This is a genomic window from Pseudomonas sp. F9001, from assembly GCF_013385435.1.
GTDB lineage: Bacteria > Pseudomonadota > Gammaproteobacteria > Pseudomonadales > Pseudomonadaceae > Aquipseudomonas.
In genome coordinates this window covers 75,649-88,500 of record NZ_JACAPX010000003.1, presented here as the reverse complement: position 1 = coordinate 88,500, position 12,852 = coordinate 75,649, and the positions used below count along the sequence as shown (strand labels likewise).

At 58.8% G+C, this 12,852-nt stretch carries 14 protein-coding genes and 1 pseudogene; 7 read left to right on the top strand and 8 right to left on the bottom strand.

The window, feature by feature from the left end; translation table 11 throughout:
- Window positions 1–666 carry a bifunctional 4-hydroxy-2-oxoglutarate aldolase/2-dehydro-3-deoxy-phosphogluconate aldolase gene (locus tag HX818_RS02025; protein ID WP_003213027.1) on the top strand — a complete coding sequence of 222 codons (666 nt, stop codon included), beginning with the start codon at window positions 1–3 and terminating at the stop codon, window positions 664–666.
- A 99-nt stretch (window positions 667–765) separates the two neighbouring features.
- Here HX818_RS02025 and HX818_RS31110 read toward each other — a convergent pair.
- From HX818_RS31110 to HX818_RS02015, 3 genes and pseudogenes are all read right to left on the bottom strand, one after another.
- Window positions 766–873 (bottom strand): annotated as a pseudogene (locus tag HX818_RS31110) (outer membrane lipoprotein carrier protein LolA); the annotation flags it as partial.
- Window positions 864–2,045 (bottom strand): aminotransferase class V-fold PLP-dependent enzyme, encoded by a 1,182-nt coding sequence (locus HX818_RS02020; RefSeq protein ID WP_177019389.1) that lies wholly within the window; start codon window positions 2,043–2,045, stop codon window positions 864–866. The pseudogene HX818_RS31110 and the gene HX818_RS02020, both read right to left, overlap by 10 nt.
- A 12-nt stretch (window positions 2,046–2,057) precedes the next feature.
- Entirely contained in the window at window positions 2,058–2,294 is a 237-nt protein-coding gene (locus HX818_RS02015) for a DUF3820 family protein (protein WP_177019388.1), read from the bottom strand.
- A gap of 206 nt (window positions 2,295–2,500) precedes the next feature.
- Between HX818_RS02015 and HX818_RS02010 the strand changes: the two genes are divergently transcribed.
- The gene (locus HX818_RS02010) at window positions 2,501–2,968 is read left to right on the top strand and encodes a PA2169 family four-helix-bundle protein (RefSeq protein ID WP_003213033.1); all 468 of its coding nucleotides are present in this window, start codon (window positions 2,501–2,503) and stop codon (window positions 2,966–2,968) included.
- A 55-nt stretch (window positions 2,969–3,023) separates the two neighbouring features.
- On the opposite strand, the gene HX818_RS02005 is transcribed toward HX818_RS02010, so the two are convergent.
- On the bottom strand, window positions 3,024–3,494 hold the full coding sequence (locus HX818_RS02005) for a MaoC family dehydratase (RefSeq protein ID WP_003213034.1): 471 nt from the start codon (window positions 3,492–3,494) through the stop codon (window positions 3,024–3,026).
- A gap of 58 nt (window positions 3,495–3,552) precedes the next feature.
- Window positions 3,553–4,497, bottom strand: coding sequence for an alpha/beta hydrolase (locus HX818_RS02000; RefSeq protein WP_177019387.1), 945 nt, complete (start codon window positions 4,495–4,497; stop codon window positions 3,553–3,555).
- A 209-nt stretch (window positions 4,498–4,706) separates the two neighbouring features.
- On the opposite strand from HX818_RS02000, the gene fadD2 reads away from it, so the two are divergent.
- Window positions 4,707–6,395, top strand: a complete 1,689-nt coding sequence (gene fadD2 / locus HX818_RS01995; protein ID WP_177019386.1) for a long-chain-fatty-acid--CoA ligase FadD2 — start codon at window positions 4,707–4,709, stop codon at window positions 6,393–6,395.
- A 394-nt stretch (window positions 6,396–6,789) separates the two neighbouring features.
- Window positions 6,790–8,481, top strand: coding sequence for a long-chain-fatty-acid--CoA ligase FadD1 (gene fadD1, locus HX818_RS01990; RefSeq protein WP_003213041.1), 1,692 nt, complete (start codon window positions 6,790–6,792; stop codon window positions 8,479–8,481).
- 182 nt (window positions 8,482–8,663) lie between these two features.
- Here the strand turns inward: fadD1 and HX818_RS01985 are convergent, their stop codons facing one another.
- A complete protein-coding gene (locus HX818_RS01985; RefSeq protein WP_003213043.1) occupies window positions 8,664–9,041 on the bottom strand; it encodes a hypothetical protein in 378 nt (125 codons plus the stop codon).
- A gap of 199 nt (window positions 9,042–9,240) precedes the next feature.
- On the opposite strand from HX818_RS01985, the gene HX818_RS01980 reads away from it, so the two are divergent.
- From HX818_RS01980 to def, 3 genes are all read left to right on the top strand, one after another.
- Window positions 9,241–9,426, top strand: a complete 186-nt coding sequence (locus HX818_RS01980) for a CsbD family protein (RefSeq protein ID WP_177019385.1) — start codon at window positions 9,241–9,243, stop codon at window positions 9,424–9,426.
- 181 nt (window positions 9,427–9,607) lie between these two features.
- Window positions 9,608–10,552 carry a YihY/virulence factor BrkB family protein gene (locus HX818_RS01975; RefSeq protein ID WP_003213047.1) on the top strand — a complete coding sequence of 315 codons (945 nt, stop codon included), beginning with the start codon at window positions 9,608–9,610 and terminating at the stop codon, window positions 10,550–10,552.
- Between the two features lie 3 nt (window positions 10,553–10,555).
- Window positions 10,556–11,095, top strand: a complete 540-nt coding sequence (gene def, locus HX818_RS01970) for a peptide deformylase (protein ID WP_003213049.1) — start codon at window positions 10,556–10,558, stop codon at window positions 11,093–11,095.
- A 136-nt stretch (window positions 11,096–11,231) separates the two neighbouring features.
- Here the strand turns inward: def and HX818_RS01965 are convergent, their stop codons facing one another.
- On the bottom strand, window positions 11,232–12,050 hold the full coding sequence (locus HX818_RS01965) for a class I SAM-dependent methyltransferase (protein WP_177019384.1): 819 nt from the start codon (window positions 12,048–12,050) through the stop codon (window positions 11,232–11,234).
- A 60-nt stretch (window positions 12,051–12,110) separates the two neighbouring features.
- Window positions 12,111–12,548: a GNAT family N-acetyltransferase gene (locus tag HX818_RS01960; protein WP_087693187.1), complete on the bottom strand. Its 438-nt coding sequence runs from the start codon at window positions 12,546–12,548 to the stop codon at window positions 12,111–12,113.
- Window positions 12,549–12,852: the final 304 nt, after the last annotated feature.

Sequence of the window (12,852 nt, the reverse complement as noted above, 5' to 3'; positions counted from 1 at the left end):
ATGAACAGCCCTCAACCTACCGTTTCCATGGCGGACAAAGTTGCCTTGATCGACAGCCTCTGCGCCAAGGCGCGGATCCTGCCGGTGATCACCATTGCCCGTGAACAGGACATCCTGCCGCTGGCCGATGCCCTGGCAGCCGGTGGTTTGACCGCACTGGAAGTGACCCTGCGCTCGCAGTTCGGCCTCAAGGCCATCCAGGTACTGCGTGAGCAGCGTCCGGAGCTGTGCACCGGTGCCGGTACCGTGCTGGATCGTCATATGCTGGAAGCGGCCGAAGTGGCCGGTTCGCAATTTATCGTCACCCCCGGGATTACCCGTGACCTGCTGGAAGCCTCGGTACACAGCTCGATTCCGCTGTTGCCGGGCATCAGCAATGCCTCCGGGATCATGGAAGGTTATGGCCTGGGTTATCGCCGTTTCAAGCTGTTCCCGGCTGAAGTCAGCGGTGGCGTGGCGGCGATCAAGGCCCTGGGCGGCCCGTTTGGCGAAGTGAAATTCTGCCCGACTGGTGGTGTTGGCCCGGCCAACATCAAGAGCTACATGGCGTTGAAAAATGTGATGTGCGTGGGCGGTAGCTGGATGCTTGATCCGGAATGGGTCAAGAATGGCGACTGGGCACGCATCCAGGAAACCACCGCCGAGGCGCTGGCCCTGCTGGACTGATTGGATTTACCGAATCGTTGTTGCTGTGTTCTACGGCATTTTTGCGGTGCACTTGGTCGGTGTGCCGCTTTTTTTTGCCTGCGGAAAATGGCCCACTCCCACTGTAGGAGCGAGCTTGCTCGCGAAAAAACCGAGAGCACCGCTGGGTGTCAGGTTTCCCGTGTCATCGTTAACGACCTTCGCGAGCAAGCTCGCTCCTACAGTGATATCGCGCTCAGTTCGGTGATGGCTTTGATCAGCGCATGAATGTCCGCCGCTGACGTCAAAAAGCCTGGTGTCACCCGAATACAACTGCCGAACGAGGCCCCGCTGCGGGTTGTGGTGAAGAGGTTGTATTCCTTGAGCAGTCGGTCCGCCATCACCTGTTGATCCGGCTGATGAGTGAACTTGAACGACGTAATCGCGCAATACAGCCGTGGGTCGTCCGGCGTCAGCACTTCAATTCCCGGCAACTGCCGCACCTCACTCACCCACAAATCCCGCAGGTAATTAAGGCGGGCGCCCTTGACCCTGGATCCACCCAGCAAACGATGCTCTTCGAACACCAGCGGCAAGGTCATCAACGCCGGGAAATTCGGCGTGCTGTACGGCGTGCGGGCACGTACATCGGTCACCGGATAGTGAAACTCACCCATGTCCGGATCAATGTCCGCCAACCGTTGCGGGTCGATATAAATAAAGCCCAGGGTCAACGGCGCACCGATCCACTTGTGCAGGTTGAAACCGGCAAACGCGATACCCAACTGTGCCAGGTTGAACTCGATCTGCCCCAGCGCATGGGCGCCATCGAGGATCACATCAATTCCATGTTCCCTGGCAGCGCCGGCAATCGCCTCCACCGGCATCACCAGCCCGGTGCGGTGGGTCACGTAGGTCAGTGCCAGCAGTTTCAGGCGGGGATAGCGCAGGAACGCATCGCGATACGTCTGCACCAGGCTGTCGAAACTGGCCGGGTGTTCGTGGGCAATTTCGATCACTTCTACGCCGCGATTCTGCGCCAGCCAGCGCATGGCGCCCTTGACGGTGTCGTACTCCAGGTCGCTGATCAGCACCTGGTCGCCGGGCTGCAAGCGGTTGTAGTTGCGGATCAGCGACTGCAACGCATCCGAGGCGCAGCGGGTGAGGGCGATGGCTTCAGGATCGGCGTCCATCAACTGCGCCAACTGGTTACGGATCTCGACGTTTTCGCCCTGCTCGAAACGCTGGCGCACATGGATCGAGTTGCTGCGGTTGATGAAGGCGACGTTGTCCTGATACTGCTCAAGTACCGCGCGGCTCATGCGCCCGAAGTAACCGTTTTCGAGGTTGATCGGGCCGGGCTCCAGGTCGTAGCGCTGGGCGATGGCGTGCCAGTGTTGTTCGTCGCGGGTACTGTCCATGTGCGTGCTCTATTAATAACGAGGGGCGGGCTTGCCGTGCTTGGCGCGTAGGGGTTCCAGCAGTTCGGATAAACCGTTGTGGTCGATTTCCTGCATCAGGGCCAGCAACCCGCCCAGTTCGCCGTGGGGGAAACCTTCACGGGCGAACCAGTTCAGGTAGGGGCCGGGCAAGTCGGCAATGATCCGGCCCTTGTACTTGCCGAAGGGCATTTCGCGGGTGATCAGCAGTTCAAGTTTTTCAGGGTTCATTGCGGCTTCAGGTGTTTGAGTCGATGCCTTGGAAAATACAGGCATTCTGCATGGAGGCCAAATGACAGATCATGCAAATAAAGCGGATACAGATTTTTGTGTATTGGCTAACTTATTGAAATTTAAGTAATAAATTGTTTTTCAAAAGCTGGCACGGGCGCTGCAATTACTAATACACGTTTCTTAACCCGCGAAGGAATTGAAAAATGACTGATATCAACAAAGAATCGATCTCTGTACTCAACGACCTGATCGAGACCAGCAAAGACGGCCAGGAAGGCTTCAAGACCTGCGCAGAAGACATCAAGCACCCAGAACTCAAAGCCCTGTTTGCCAAACGTTCCGTTGATTGCGGTACCGCCGCTGCCGAACTGCAGACCGCAGTAAGAGCGCTGGGTGGCGATCCGGAAGATTCCGGTAGCGTCGCCGGTGCCTTGCACCGTGGTTGGGTCGACGTGAAGTCGATGGTGACCGGTAAAGACGAAGAAGCCGTGCTGAACGAAGCCGAGCGCGGTGAAGACCACGCACTGAAGGCTTACAAAGAAGCGATCGAGAAGATCAACAAGCACAACCTGCTGGGCATTCGTGACCTGGTAGAGCGTCAGTTCCACGGCGCGCAACGCAACCACGACCAGGTGAAAGCCCTGCGTAACCAGGCTCGCGCTCAGTCTTGAGCCCCGCCTGAATAAAAAAGCCCCGCAGATGCGGGGCTTTTTCATGGGCATTCGTTCAACCGATGCTGATGGCCGGCAGTTCGGTCAGGGTCACGGTCTGCTGCTTGCGTGGCGCGAGGATCTCGGCTTCGCCGTCTACCACCAGTTCATCGCGCTGGTTGAATACGCGGGTGGCGATGCGCACGCGGAATTTCGGCAGCTTCTCGAGGATTTCCAGACGCACGGTCAGGGTGTCGCCGATTTTGACCGGCTTCTGGAAGGTCATTTGCTGGCCGATGTATATCGTGCCGGGCCCAGGCAACTCGCACGCAACCGCCGCGCTGATCAGGGCGCCGCTGAACATGCCGTGGGCAATGCGCTCCTTGAACATGGTCGCCTTGGCGAATTCGGCGTCCAGATGCACCGGGTTGTGGTCGCCGGACATTGCCGCGAACAACTGGATATCGCGCTCTTCGACGGTTTTGCTGTAGCTGGCGGTCTGGCCGACTTCGAGGGCTTCGTAAGGCGTGTTGGTAACCTGGGTCATCAGTTGGTGCATCCTGTGGCTAATCAGAAATCTTAATATATTGATTTTAAACGAAAAATCATTCGCAGCGAGTAGGGCGGCGCAGCACTGCTGCCTGGGCCAGCCACGTCAGCACGTCGGCTGTGACCGCATCACGGTTGGTTTCGTTGAATAATTCGTGGCGCGCCTGTGGGTAAATGTTCAGTTCCAGGTGCTGGCAGCCGGCTTCACGCAACGCATTGGCCAGACTTTTGAGACGCTTGCCTTCACTGACCGGATCACATTCACCGCCCATTATCAGGATGGGCAGCCCCGGGTCTATCTGAGCGAGATTGGACGCTTTGCTGATTTGCTGCAAGCCGCCCAGCAGGTCGATCCACAGCTGGTTGGTGCAACGGAAGCCGCAAAGCGGGTCGCTGACGTACTTGTCGACCTCGGCCGCGTCACGGCTGAGCCAGTCGAAAGCGGTGCGATTGGGTTTGAACGCCTTGTTGAACGATCCAAATGACAGGAAATCAATCAGCGCACTGCGCCCGCGCAACCCCTGGCGCAGGCGTTCGACATGGGCAATCACCTTGGCCGCGCCGTACAGCGCCACCGGCTGGAAATTCGAGCCGCTGAGAATCGCCCCGTTAAGGCTCGCGCTGTGGTGCAGCAAGTACGCCTGGGCAATGTAGCTGCCCATGCTGTGGCCCAGCAGGATGATCGGCACCCCCGGCGCTTGCTGGCCGATATGCTGGTTGAGGCTCGCCAGGTCGCCCACCACCTTGTTCCAGCCGTCTTTCTCGGCGAACAGCCCCAGGGTGCCCTCGTCGGCGGTACGCCCGTGGCCGCGCTGGTCGGGGGCGTACAGGCCGTAGCCGGCATCGCACAACGCCTGGGCCAGGCGGGCATAGCGGCCACTGTGCTCGGCCATGCCGTGGGCCAGCATGATCAGCGCCTTGGGCGGCCCGTCCGGCAGCCACTGGTTGACGTACACCCGACCGCGGTCATTCGCGGTCAGCCAGAAAGTGGTGTGGTTCATGGCGCTTCCTTTGCTCAGGGTCGTTGCAGTGTATAGCTCATTCACCGCAGGCCGCTGGATCAGCGCTGGCCTTGGCGGGGAGATTCACACAATCAATGACGCATCTTGTTGTATTTGCCTGATTGACCATAGCTGCTAACGTCCCCAAAGCTCCGCTTTCATCGCAACATCAAAAGCGGCCGGACCACTCAGGTAAGAGGACAAGAATAATGCAACCTGATTTCTGGAATGACAAACGCGCAGCCGGGGTTCCCAACGAGATCGACCTCACAGCCTATAAATCGGTGATCGAAGTCTTCGAGCGTTCCTGCAAGACCTTTGCCGATCGTCCGGCGTTCAGCAACATGGGGATCACCCTGACCTACGCCGAGCTGGATCGGCGCAGCGCCGCGTTCGCCGGTTACCTGCAGTGGCACACCGACCTCAAGCCGGGTGACCGCATTGCCGTGCAGATGCCCAACGTCCTGCATTATCCGATTGCCGTGTTCGGCGCCCTGCGCGCCGGGCTGATCGTGGTCAACACCAACCCGTTGTACACCCCGCGGGAAATGCGTCACCAATTCAAGGATGCCGGCATTCGTGCGCTGGTGTACCTGAACCTGTTTGGCTCGCGGGTTGAAGAAGTCAGCAAGGACACCGAGATCGAATACCTGATCGAAGCGAAGATGGGCGACTTCATGCCCGCCGCCAAGGGCTGGCTGATCAACACCGTGGTCGACAAGGTGAAGAAGATGGTCCCGGCCTATAACCTGCCGCAAGCCATCTCCTTCAAGCGCGCCCTGCGCATGGGCGCCGGCCAGGCACTCAACCGCCATCCGGTGACCCTCGACGACATCGCGGTGCTGCAATACACCGGCGGCACCACCGGCCTGGCCAAGGGCGCAATGCTTACCCACGGCAACCTGGTGGCCAACATGCAGCAAGTGCGGGCGTGCATGTCGCAACTGGGAGACGACGGCCATCCGCTGATCAAGGAAGGCCAGGAGGTGATGGTGGCGCCGCTGCCGCTGTACCACATCTATGCCTTCACCGCGAATTGCATGTGCATGATGGTGTCGGGCAACCACAACGTACTGATCACCAATCCCCGGGACATCGGCGGCTTTATCAAGGAGCTGAAAAAGTGGCGCTTCACCGGGCTGCTGGGGCTCAACACCCTGTTTGTGGCCTTGATGGACCACCCGGACTTCAAGAGCCTGGATTTCTCCCACCTCAAGCTCACCAACTCCGGCGGCACCGCACTGGTCAAGGCCACGGCCGAGCGCTGGCAGCAACTGACCGGCTGCGCGATTGGTGAAGGCTACGGCTTGACCGAAACCTCACCGGTGGCCAGCACCAACCCCTATGGCGGCAAATCGAAGCTGGGCACCGTGGGCATTCCGGTGCCGTGCACGGCGATGAAGATCATCGACGACAACGGCGCGGAGCTGCCGCTGGGCGAGCGGGGCGAGCTGTGCATCAAGGGCCCGCAAGTGATGAAGGGCTACTGGCAGCAACCGGTGGCCACTGCCGAGACCCTGGACGCCGAAGGCTGGCTCAAGACCGGCGATATCGCGGTGATCGACCCGGACGGCTTTGTGCGCATCGTTGATCGCAAGAAGGATCTGATCATCGTCTCGGGGTTCAACGTGTACCCCAACGAGATCGAAGACGTGGTGATGGCGCACCCGGCGGTGGCCAGCTGCGCGGTGATCGGCGTACCGGACGAGCGTACCGGCGAGGCGGTGAAGCTGTTTGTGGTGGCCCGTGCCCAGGGCGTGAGCCTTGAAGAGCTGAAGACCTACTGCAAGGCCAACTTCACCGGCTACAAGGTGCCCAAGCATATTGTGCTGCGTGAGTCGTTGCCGATGACGCCGGTGGGCAAGATCCTGCGGCGCGAATTGCGCGACATCGCCTGATTTGAAATAAGGTCAAAAAATGTGGGAGCGGGCTTGCTCGCGAAAGCGGTGTACCAGTCGACATATCCTGTGACTGACACTGCGCTTTCGCGAGCAAGCCCGCTCCCACATTTGGTTTTTATTCATTCAGTTTAAATGCGTAGAAGCCCATTCCAGAGCCCTTTTTTGGCTTATAGAATCTTTGCTCTAAAAATGACCATTAGATATTCTTGAGTCATGTTTATGACCGTAGGGGCCTCTTTTGGCTCTAGGCGGCCCTTGGCAAAGCTGCTACTCTCGGCGCGCTTTGTGACCTCTTGGCCTGCTTTTAACCGCCAGACTCACCCAAAAACAAACAAATAATAATCGCATCAAATGCGATGAATGAATTCGCGTCGCTGAGGAGTGGGCTTCCATGATCGAAGACTTTTGGAAGGATAAGTACCCCGCCGGGATTGCTGCAGAAATCAATCCAGACGAGTATCCGAATATTCAGGCGGTACTGAAGCAGTCCTGCCAACGCTTCGCCAACAAACCGGCTTTCAGCAACCTGGGCAAGACAATCACCTACGGTGAACTGTACGAACTGTCCGGCGCCTTCGCCGCTTACCTGCAACAGCATACCGACTTGCAGCCCGGTGATCGAATCGCCGTGCAACTGCCCAACGTCCTGCAATACCCGGTCGCCGTGTTCGGTGCCATCCGTGCCGGCTTGATCGTGGTCAACACCAACCCGCTGTACACCGCGCGGGAAATGGAACACCAATTCAACGACTCCGGTGCCAAGGCCCTGGTCTGCCTGGCCAACATGGCGCACCTGGCTGAAAAAGTCGTGCCCAAGACTTCCGTCCGGCACGTGATCGTCACCGAAGTCGCCGACCTGTTGCCGCCGCTCAAGCGCCTGCTGATCAACAGCGTCATCAAGTACGTGAAGAAGATGGTCCCGGCCTATCACTTGCCCAAGGCGATCAAGTTCAACGACGTATTGGCCAAGGGCCACGGCCAGCCGGTGAACGAAGTCAGCCCCGCCAGCGACGAAGTCGCCGTGCTGCAATACACCGGCGGCACCACGGGCGTGGCCAAGGGCGCGATGCTGACCCACCGCAACCTCGTCGCCAACATGCTGCAGTGCAAGGCGCTGATGGGCTCCAACCTGAATGAAGGTTGCGAGATCCTGATTACCCCGCTGCCGCTGTACCACATCTATGCCTTCACCTTTCATTGCATGGCGATGATGCTGATCGGCAACCACAACATCCTGATCAGCAACCCGCGCGACCTGTCGGCGATGGTCAAGGAACTGTCGAAGTGGAAGTTCAGCGGCTTTGTCGGCCTGAACACCCTGTTTGTTGCCCTGTGCAACAACGACGCCTTCCGCAAGCTGGATTTCTCGGCGCTGAAGGTCACCCTGTCAGGCGGCATGGCCCTGCAACTGGCGGCGGCCGAGCGCTGGAAAGCGGTCACCGGCTGCTCCATCTGCGAAGGTTACGGCATGACCGAAACCAGCCCGGTGGCCACCGTGAACCCGATCCAGAACATCCAGATCGGCACCATCGGTATTCCGGTGCCGTCGACCCTGTGCAAGGTCATCACCGATGACGGCGTCGAGCTGGCGCTGGGTGAAGTGGGCGAGTTGTGCGTCAAGGGCCCGCAAGTGATGAAGGGCTACTGGCAACGCGAAGACGCCACCGCCGAGATCCTCGACAGCGAAGGCTGGCTGAAGACCGGTGACATCGCGATCATCCAGCCGGATGGCTACATGCGCATTGTCGACCGCAAGAAGGACATGATTCTGGTCTCCGGTTTCAACGTCTACCCCAACGAGCTGGAAGACGTGCTGGCGACCCTGCCGGGCGTGCTGCAATGCGCGGCCATTGGTGTGCCGGACGAGAAGTCCGGGGAACACATCAAGATCTTCATCGTGGTCAAGCCGGGTGCCAGCCTGACCAAAGACCAGGTGATGGAGCACATGCGCGCCAACGTCACCGGCTACAAGGTGCCCAAGGCCGTGGAATTCCGCGATGCGCTGCCGACCACCAACGTGGGCAAGATCCTGCGCCGCGAACTGCGGGATGAAGAACTGAAAAAGCTGGGTTTGAAGAAGTAAATCGGCCCCAACAAAAAGCCCCGCAGATGCGTGGCTTTTTATTGAACGCTGATTTTCCCGCATTGAAATGCAATCCAAATGTGGGAGCGGGCTTGCTCGCGAAAGCGGTGTGCCAGTGATATACCGGTTACTGACACACCGCATTCGCGAGCAAGCCCGCTCCCACAGGTTTTACCGTATTCCTACAGTGCGAACTGCGCGAAGCTCACACCGGCACCGGCCGGGCGTACGTCCTTGAGGAACGAGTCCTTGTCGGCACTCAGCTCCAGGGTAATCTCCGGCTTGCGCTTGCCGGCATTGCGCACCACCAGGCCTTCCAGCTTCTCGCGCAGAAACACCGTTGGCACCTTCAGGTGCAGCAACTGGTCGCTTTCGGCGTTGTGCATCAACAAGTGAATCCACTCGTACTGGCCCACGGCAATCCGGCCCACCGGCAGGTCGAACCACCAGATGTTGCGTTTGCGGTCCAGGTCGGTGAAGTGGCAGTTGTTGACGCCGAGTACGGCACCGCCCAGTTCCTGGTTTCTGCGGGCAATGGCCTGTGCTTTATTGAGTTTCATAACCTTCCTACGGGATCTGTTACCCAGCGCTTGCGCCTGGATGTGCCCGGCATTCTCGTGGGTTGGCCGCAAAACATAAAGCCAAACCTGTACGGCGCGATGAAATGCCGCTGAAAAAATAATTGAAACTCTCTGGAAAGGCCAAGGGTCAACGTTTACGTAGTGACCAAAATCCTTGATTGTTCCCAGGAGAAATACCATGAGTAGCACATCGGATAAGGCAAAAGGTTTGGCGAACGAAGCCGTAGGCAACATCAAGCAAGGTGTTGGCAAAGTCACCGGCGACGACAAGTTGCGGGCTGAAGGCGTGGTTCAGGAAAAGAAAGGTGAAGTGCAAAAAGCAGTCGGCGACACCAAGGACGCAGTAAAGAAAGCGGTCAAATAGTCCCGACCTGGCTGCCTGCACTCCAGCAGCCCGACGGCCATCCACGGATGGCCGTTTTTGTGTCACCTGCAGTGATTAAAGTTTGGAAATTGTTTCAAGGTCGCCAAATAAGCTACCTTGATGTAGAAAACGGCCCCTGAGTCGCCCACGAACTCAACTTTTTGCGGCGAAAGGAGACGCTATGATTTTTCCGGTATTACAAGGCTTGCCCCTGCACAAAGTGCTGGTGCGCACTGTCACAGAGTTCCTCGATGACGAGATGCCTACGTACGCCTCGGCGCTGGCCTACCAGATGCTGTTCTCGCTGTTTCCCTTCCTGCTGTTCCTGATTGCCCTGATCGGTTTCCTGCACCTGCCGGACTTCTTCACCTGGCTGCGCATGCAATCGGAACTGGTATTGCCGCCCCAGGCCCTGGAGCAGGTCAACCCGGTGATCGACCAGTTGCAGCAATCCAAGGGTGGCCTGTTGTCGGTGGGTATCGTGATCGCGCTGTACACCGCCTCGGCGGGTGTGCGCCTGATGATGAGTGCGATGAATGCCGCCTATGACGTGGTGGAAGGCCGACCGATCTGGAAGCGCTTCCCGCTGTCGATTTTCTACACCGTAGGCTTCGCCGGCATGCTGTTGGCCGCCGCCGCCTTGATGGTGCTCGGGCCCCAGGTAATGGAATGGCTGGCGGGGCAGATCGGCATGCAGGAATTCGTGGTCACCCTGTGGACCATCCTGCGTTGGCCGCTGATCGTCATCCTGTTGATGTTCTCCGTGGCGTTGATGTACTACGTGATGCCTGACGTGAAGCAGAAGTTTCGCTTCATCACACCGGGGTCGGTGCTGGCGGTGGTGGTCTGGATCGTCGCTTCCCTGGGTTTTGGCTACTACGTCAAAACCTTTGCCGACTACAACGCCATGTATGGCAGTATCGGCGCGATCATTGTGCTGCTGTTGTACTTCTACATCTCGGCTGCCGTGCTGTTGCTGGGGGCGGAGATGAACGCGGTGATCGAACACATGTCGGCCGAAGGCAAGGATCCTGGTGAAAAGGACTTTGGCGAGCACGACGAAAAAAAGCATGTCTCAGGCCTTGGCCGCGACCCTTCCCTCAAGCCCACTACCGATGAAGTCTGATCGATGATCCGTGAAATCCTGAAAATGGGCGATGAGCGCCTGCTGCGCATTGCCCCGCCGGTTCCGCCGGAAATGTTCGACAGCCCCGAGCTGTGGCAGTTGATTGATGACATGTTCCAGACCATGGAACACGTCGGTGGCGTCGGCCTGGCCGCGCCGCAGATTGGAGTGGACCTGCAACTGGTGATCTTCGGTTTCGAGAGCAGCGAACGCTACCCGGACGCGCCCGCGGTGCCCCAGACCATCCTGATCAACCCGCTGATCACGCCGCTCAGCCCGGTGCTGGAAGAAGGCTATGAAGGGTGCCTGTCGGTGCCTGGTTTGCGTGGGGCCGTGGACCGTTACCAGCAGATTCGCTACGAAGGGTTTGACCCCAAGGGCGAGCCGATTGTGCGGATTGCCGAAGGCTTTCACGCGCGGGTGGTACAGCACGAGTGCGATCACCTGATCGGCCGGCTGTACCCATCGCGGATTACCGATTTCAGCAAGTTCGGGTTTATCGAAGTGATGTTCCCGGATATGGATCCCACCGCAGACGAATAACCCTCAGGCAAAACACACCTCAAACTGTGGGAGCGGGCTTGCTCGCGAAAGCGGAGTGCCAGTCACCGAAGATATAGACTGATCCACCGCATTCGCGAGCAAGCCCGCTCCCACATTTGTTCTGCGTGCATTCAGCTTATTTTGCGGGCTTCACAAACCGCAACGTCATCCGGTCCGACTCACCAATCGCCACATACTTCGCCTTGTCCTTTTCCCCCAACGTCAACGCCGGCGGCAAGGTCCAGACCCCATCCGGGTAGTCCTTGGTATCTTTCGGGTTGGCATTCACCTCGCTCTGCCCCTCAAGCTTGAACCCCGCATCCGTCGCCAGTTTCACCACATACGCGGTGGTCAGGTAACCGCTGTGCTTGATGTCTTCCAGCGATGCCCCGTCCTTGGCCCGGTGATCCACCACCCCCAGCACGCCGCCCGGTTTCAACACCTTGAAGAACGCCTCGAACATCGCCGGCGCCGTATCCGCCATCACCCAGTTATGCACGTTGCGAAAGGTCAGCACGGTGTCGGCCGAGCCAGGCTTGCCCAGCACTGGAGCCTTGGGGTCGAACTCGGCGAAGCCGGCCTTGGAATAATGCACCGGGTCTGCGGCGAATTTCTTTTTCAGGTTTTCTTCTGATGTACGCGCGTAGGCACTGCTGTTCGGCGCCTGCACGGCAGCGATGTAGTGGCCGTTATCCTTGAGCAGCGGCGCCAGCAGCTCGCTGTACCAGCCACCACCGGGGGTGATTTCGATCAGGGTCTGGTCGGCCCGCAGGCCAAAGAATTCCAGGGTCTGCTGCGGGTGGCGATAAATATCGCGCGCGCTGTTGGCAGGCACGCGCCAACTGCCGGCGAGCACGGTTGCATACTGCTCGGCGGAAACCGGCGCTTCGGCTGCCTGGCTCAAGGCCGGGGCGAGGAGGGCTGCAAGGGATAAGGCTGCAAGGGTCGCTTTCATGATCATCCTGTAATAGGCCGCTGGTGCCGCCGAGGCTAGCATGGGGCCCACAACGGCTGATCACACTTTATTGAAGGTCGACCTCACCAACGGTTCTAAGCCCATGGCGATCATCGGCTTGTTGCGTTTGTAGCGCACCAGGCGCTCCGACAAGGACTGCGGCAGCAACGTGTCCTGGGTAAAACCCTGGCGTTGATAAAAGCCTTCCAGGTCCGGATGGCACAGCAGCCACACCGTGCCTTCAACGCTTGCGACCGAGGCGCGAATCAATTGCGCCGCCAGCCCCTGGCCACGCAGCGCCGGGTCGACAAACAGCCCGGTCAACCACTGCCCACCCACCACCGGCGTCAGGCACAGGCCCGCGACAATCTCGCTGCCCCTGGCCACCCACAACTGGCCACCCTTGAGGGCCTTCATCGGTGAGTTATGGCTGCGATAGAACTTGTTCAGCAGCGGCCACAACGGCTCTGCCAGTCGGTCAATGTGCAACTCGGGCATGGTTTTCAAACACGCGAATCCAGGGGGCGCAGATTATAAGTCGGGCAAAGCGCCTTCTGTTGGGCAATCGGTGTTATACCCAGTGTTACATCCCCTGTACGTGGAGCACGCATCATGGCCAAAGGTCTGAATTCCAAGAAAGCTGACAAGAAGAAACCGGCAAAGACCGCCGATGAAAAACGCGCCGAGAAAAAGGCCAAGAAAACCGACAGCAACCTGTTCGGTCATTAAGTTCTAAGCTAAGCACCAAACGATCTGCAAGATTTTCCCGCCCCATTGCACAGAGCAGGATGAAGCCGACTTT

Bases quoted from the DNA above. Each gene is read 5' to 3' on its own strand.
- HX818_RS01960 (WP_087693187.1), bottom strand. From the start codon at position 12,548: ATGCCCGAGTTGCACATTGACCGACTGGCAGAGCCGTTGTGGCCGCTG.
- HX818_RS01965 (WP_177019384.1), bottom strand. From the start codon at position 12,050: ATGAAAGCGACCCTTGCAGCCTTATCCCTTGCAGCCCTCCTCGCCCCG.
- fadD2 (WP_177019386.1), top strand. From the start codon at position 4,707: ATGCAACCTGATTTCTGGAATGACAAACGCGCAGCCGGGGTTCCCAAC.
- HX818_RS02020 (WP_177019389.1), bottom strand. From the start codon at position 2,045: ATGGACAGTACCCGCGACGAACAACACTGGCACGCCATCGCCCAGCGC.
- HX818_RS01975 (WP_003213047.1), top strand. From the start codon at position 9,608: ATGATTTTTCCGGTATTACAAGGCTTGCCCCTGCACAAAGTGCTGGTG.
- HX818_RS02015 (WP_177019388.1), bottom strand. From the start codon at position 2,294: ATGAACCCTGAAAAACTTGAACTGCTGATCACCCGCGAAATGCCCTTC.
- def (WP_003213049.1), top strand. From the start codon at position 10,556: ATGATCCGTGAAATCCTGAAAATGGGCGATGAGCGCCTGCTGCGCATT.
- HX818_RS02025 (WP_003213027.1), top strand. From the start codon at position 1: ATGAACAGCCCTCAACCTACCGTTTCCATGGCGGACAAAGTTGCCTTG.
- HX818_RS01980 (WP_177019385.1), top strand. From the start codon at position 9,241: ATGAGTAGCACATCGGATAAGGCAAAAGGTTTGGCGAACGAAGCCGTA.
- HX818_RS01985 (WP_003213043.1), bottom strand. From the start codon at position 9,041: ATGAAACTCAATAAAGCACAGGCCATTGCCCGCAGAAACCAGGAACTG.
- HX818_RS02005 (WP_003213034.1), bottom strand. From the start codon at position 3,494: ATGACCCAGGTTACCAACACGCCTTACGAAGCCCTCGAAGTCGGCCAG.
- HX818_RS02010 (WP_003213033.1), top strand. From the start codon at position 2,501: ATGACTGATATCAACAAAGAATCGATCTCTGTACTCAACGACCTGATC.
- fadD1 (WP_003213041.1), top strand. From the start codon at position 6,790: ATGATCGAAGACTTTTGGAAGGATAAGTACCCCGCCGGGATTGCTGCA.
- HX818_RS02000 (WP_177019387.1), bottom strand. From the start codon at position 4,497: ATGAACCACACCACTTTCTGGCTGACCGCGAATGACCGCGGTCGGGTG.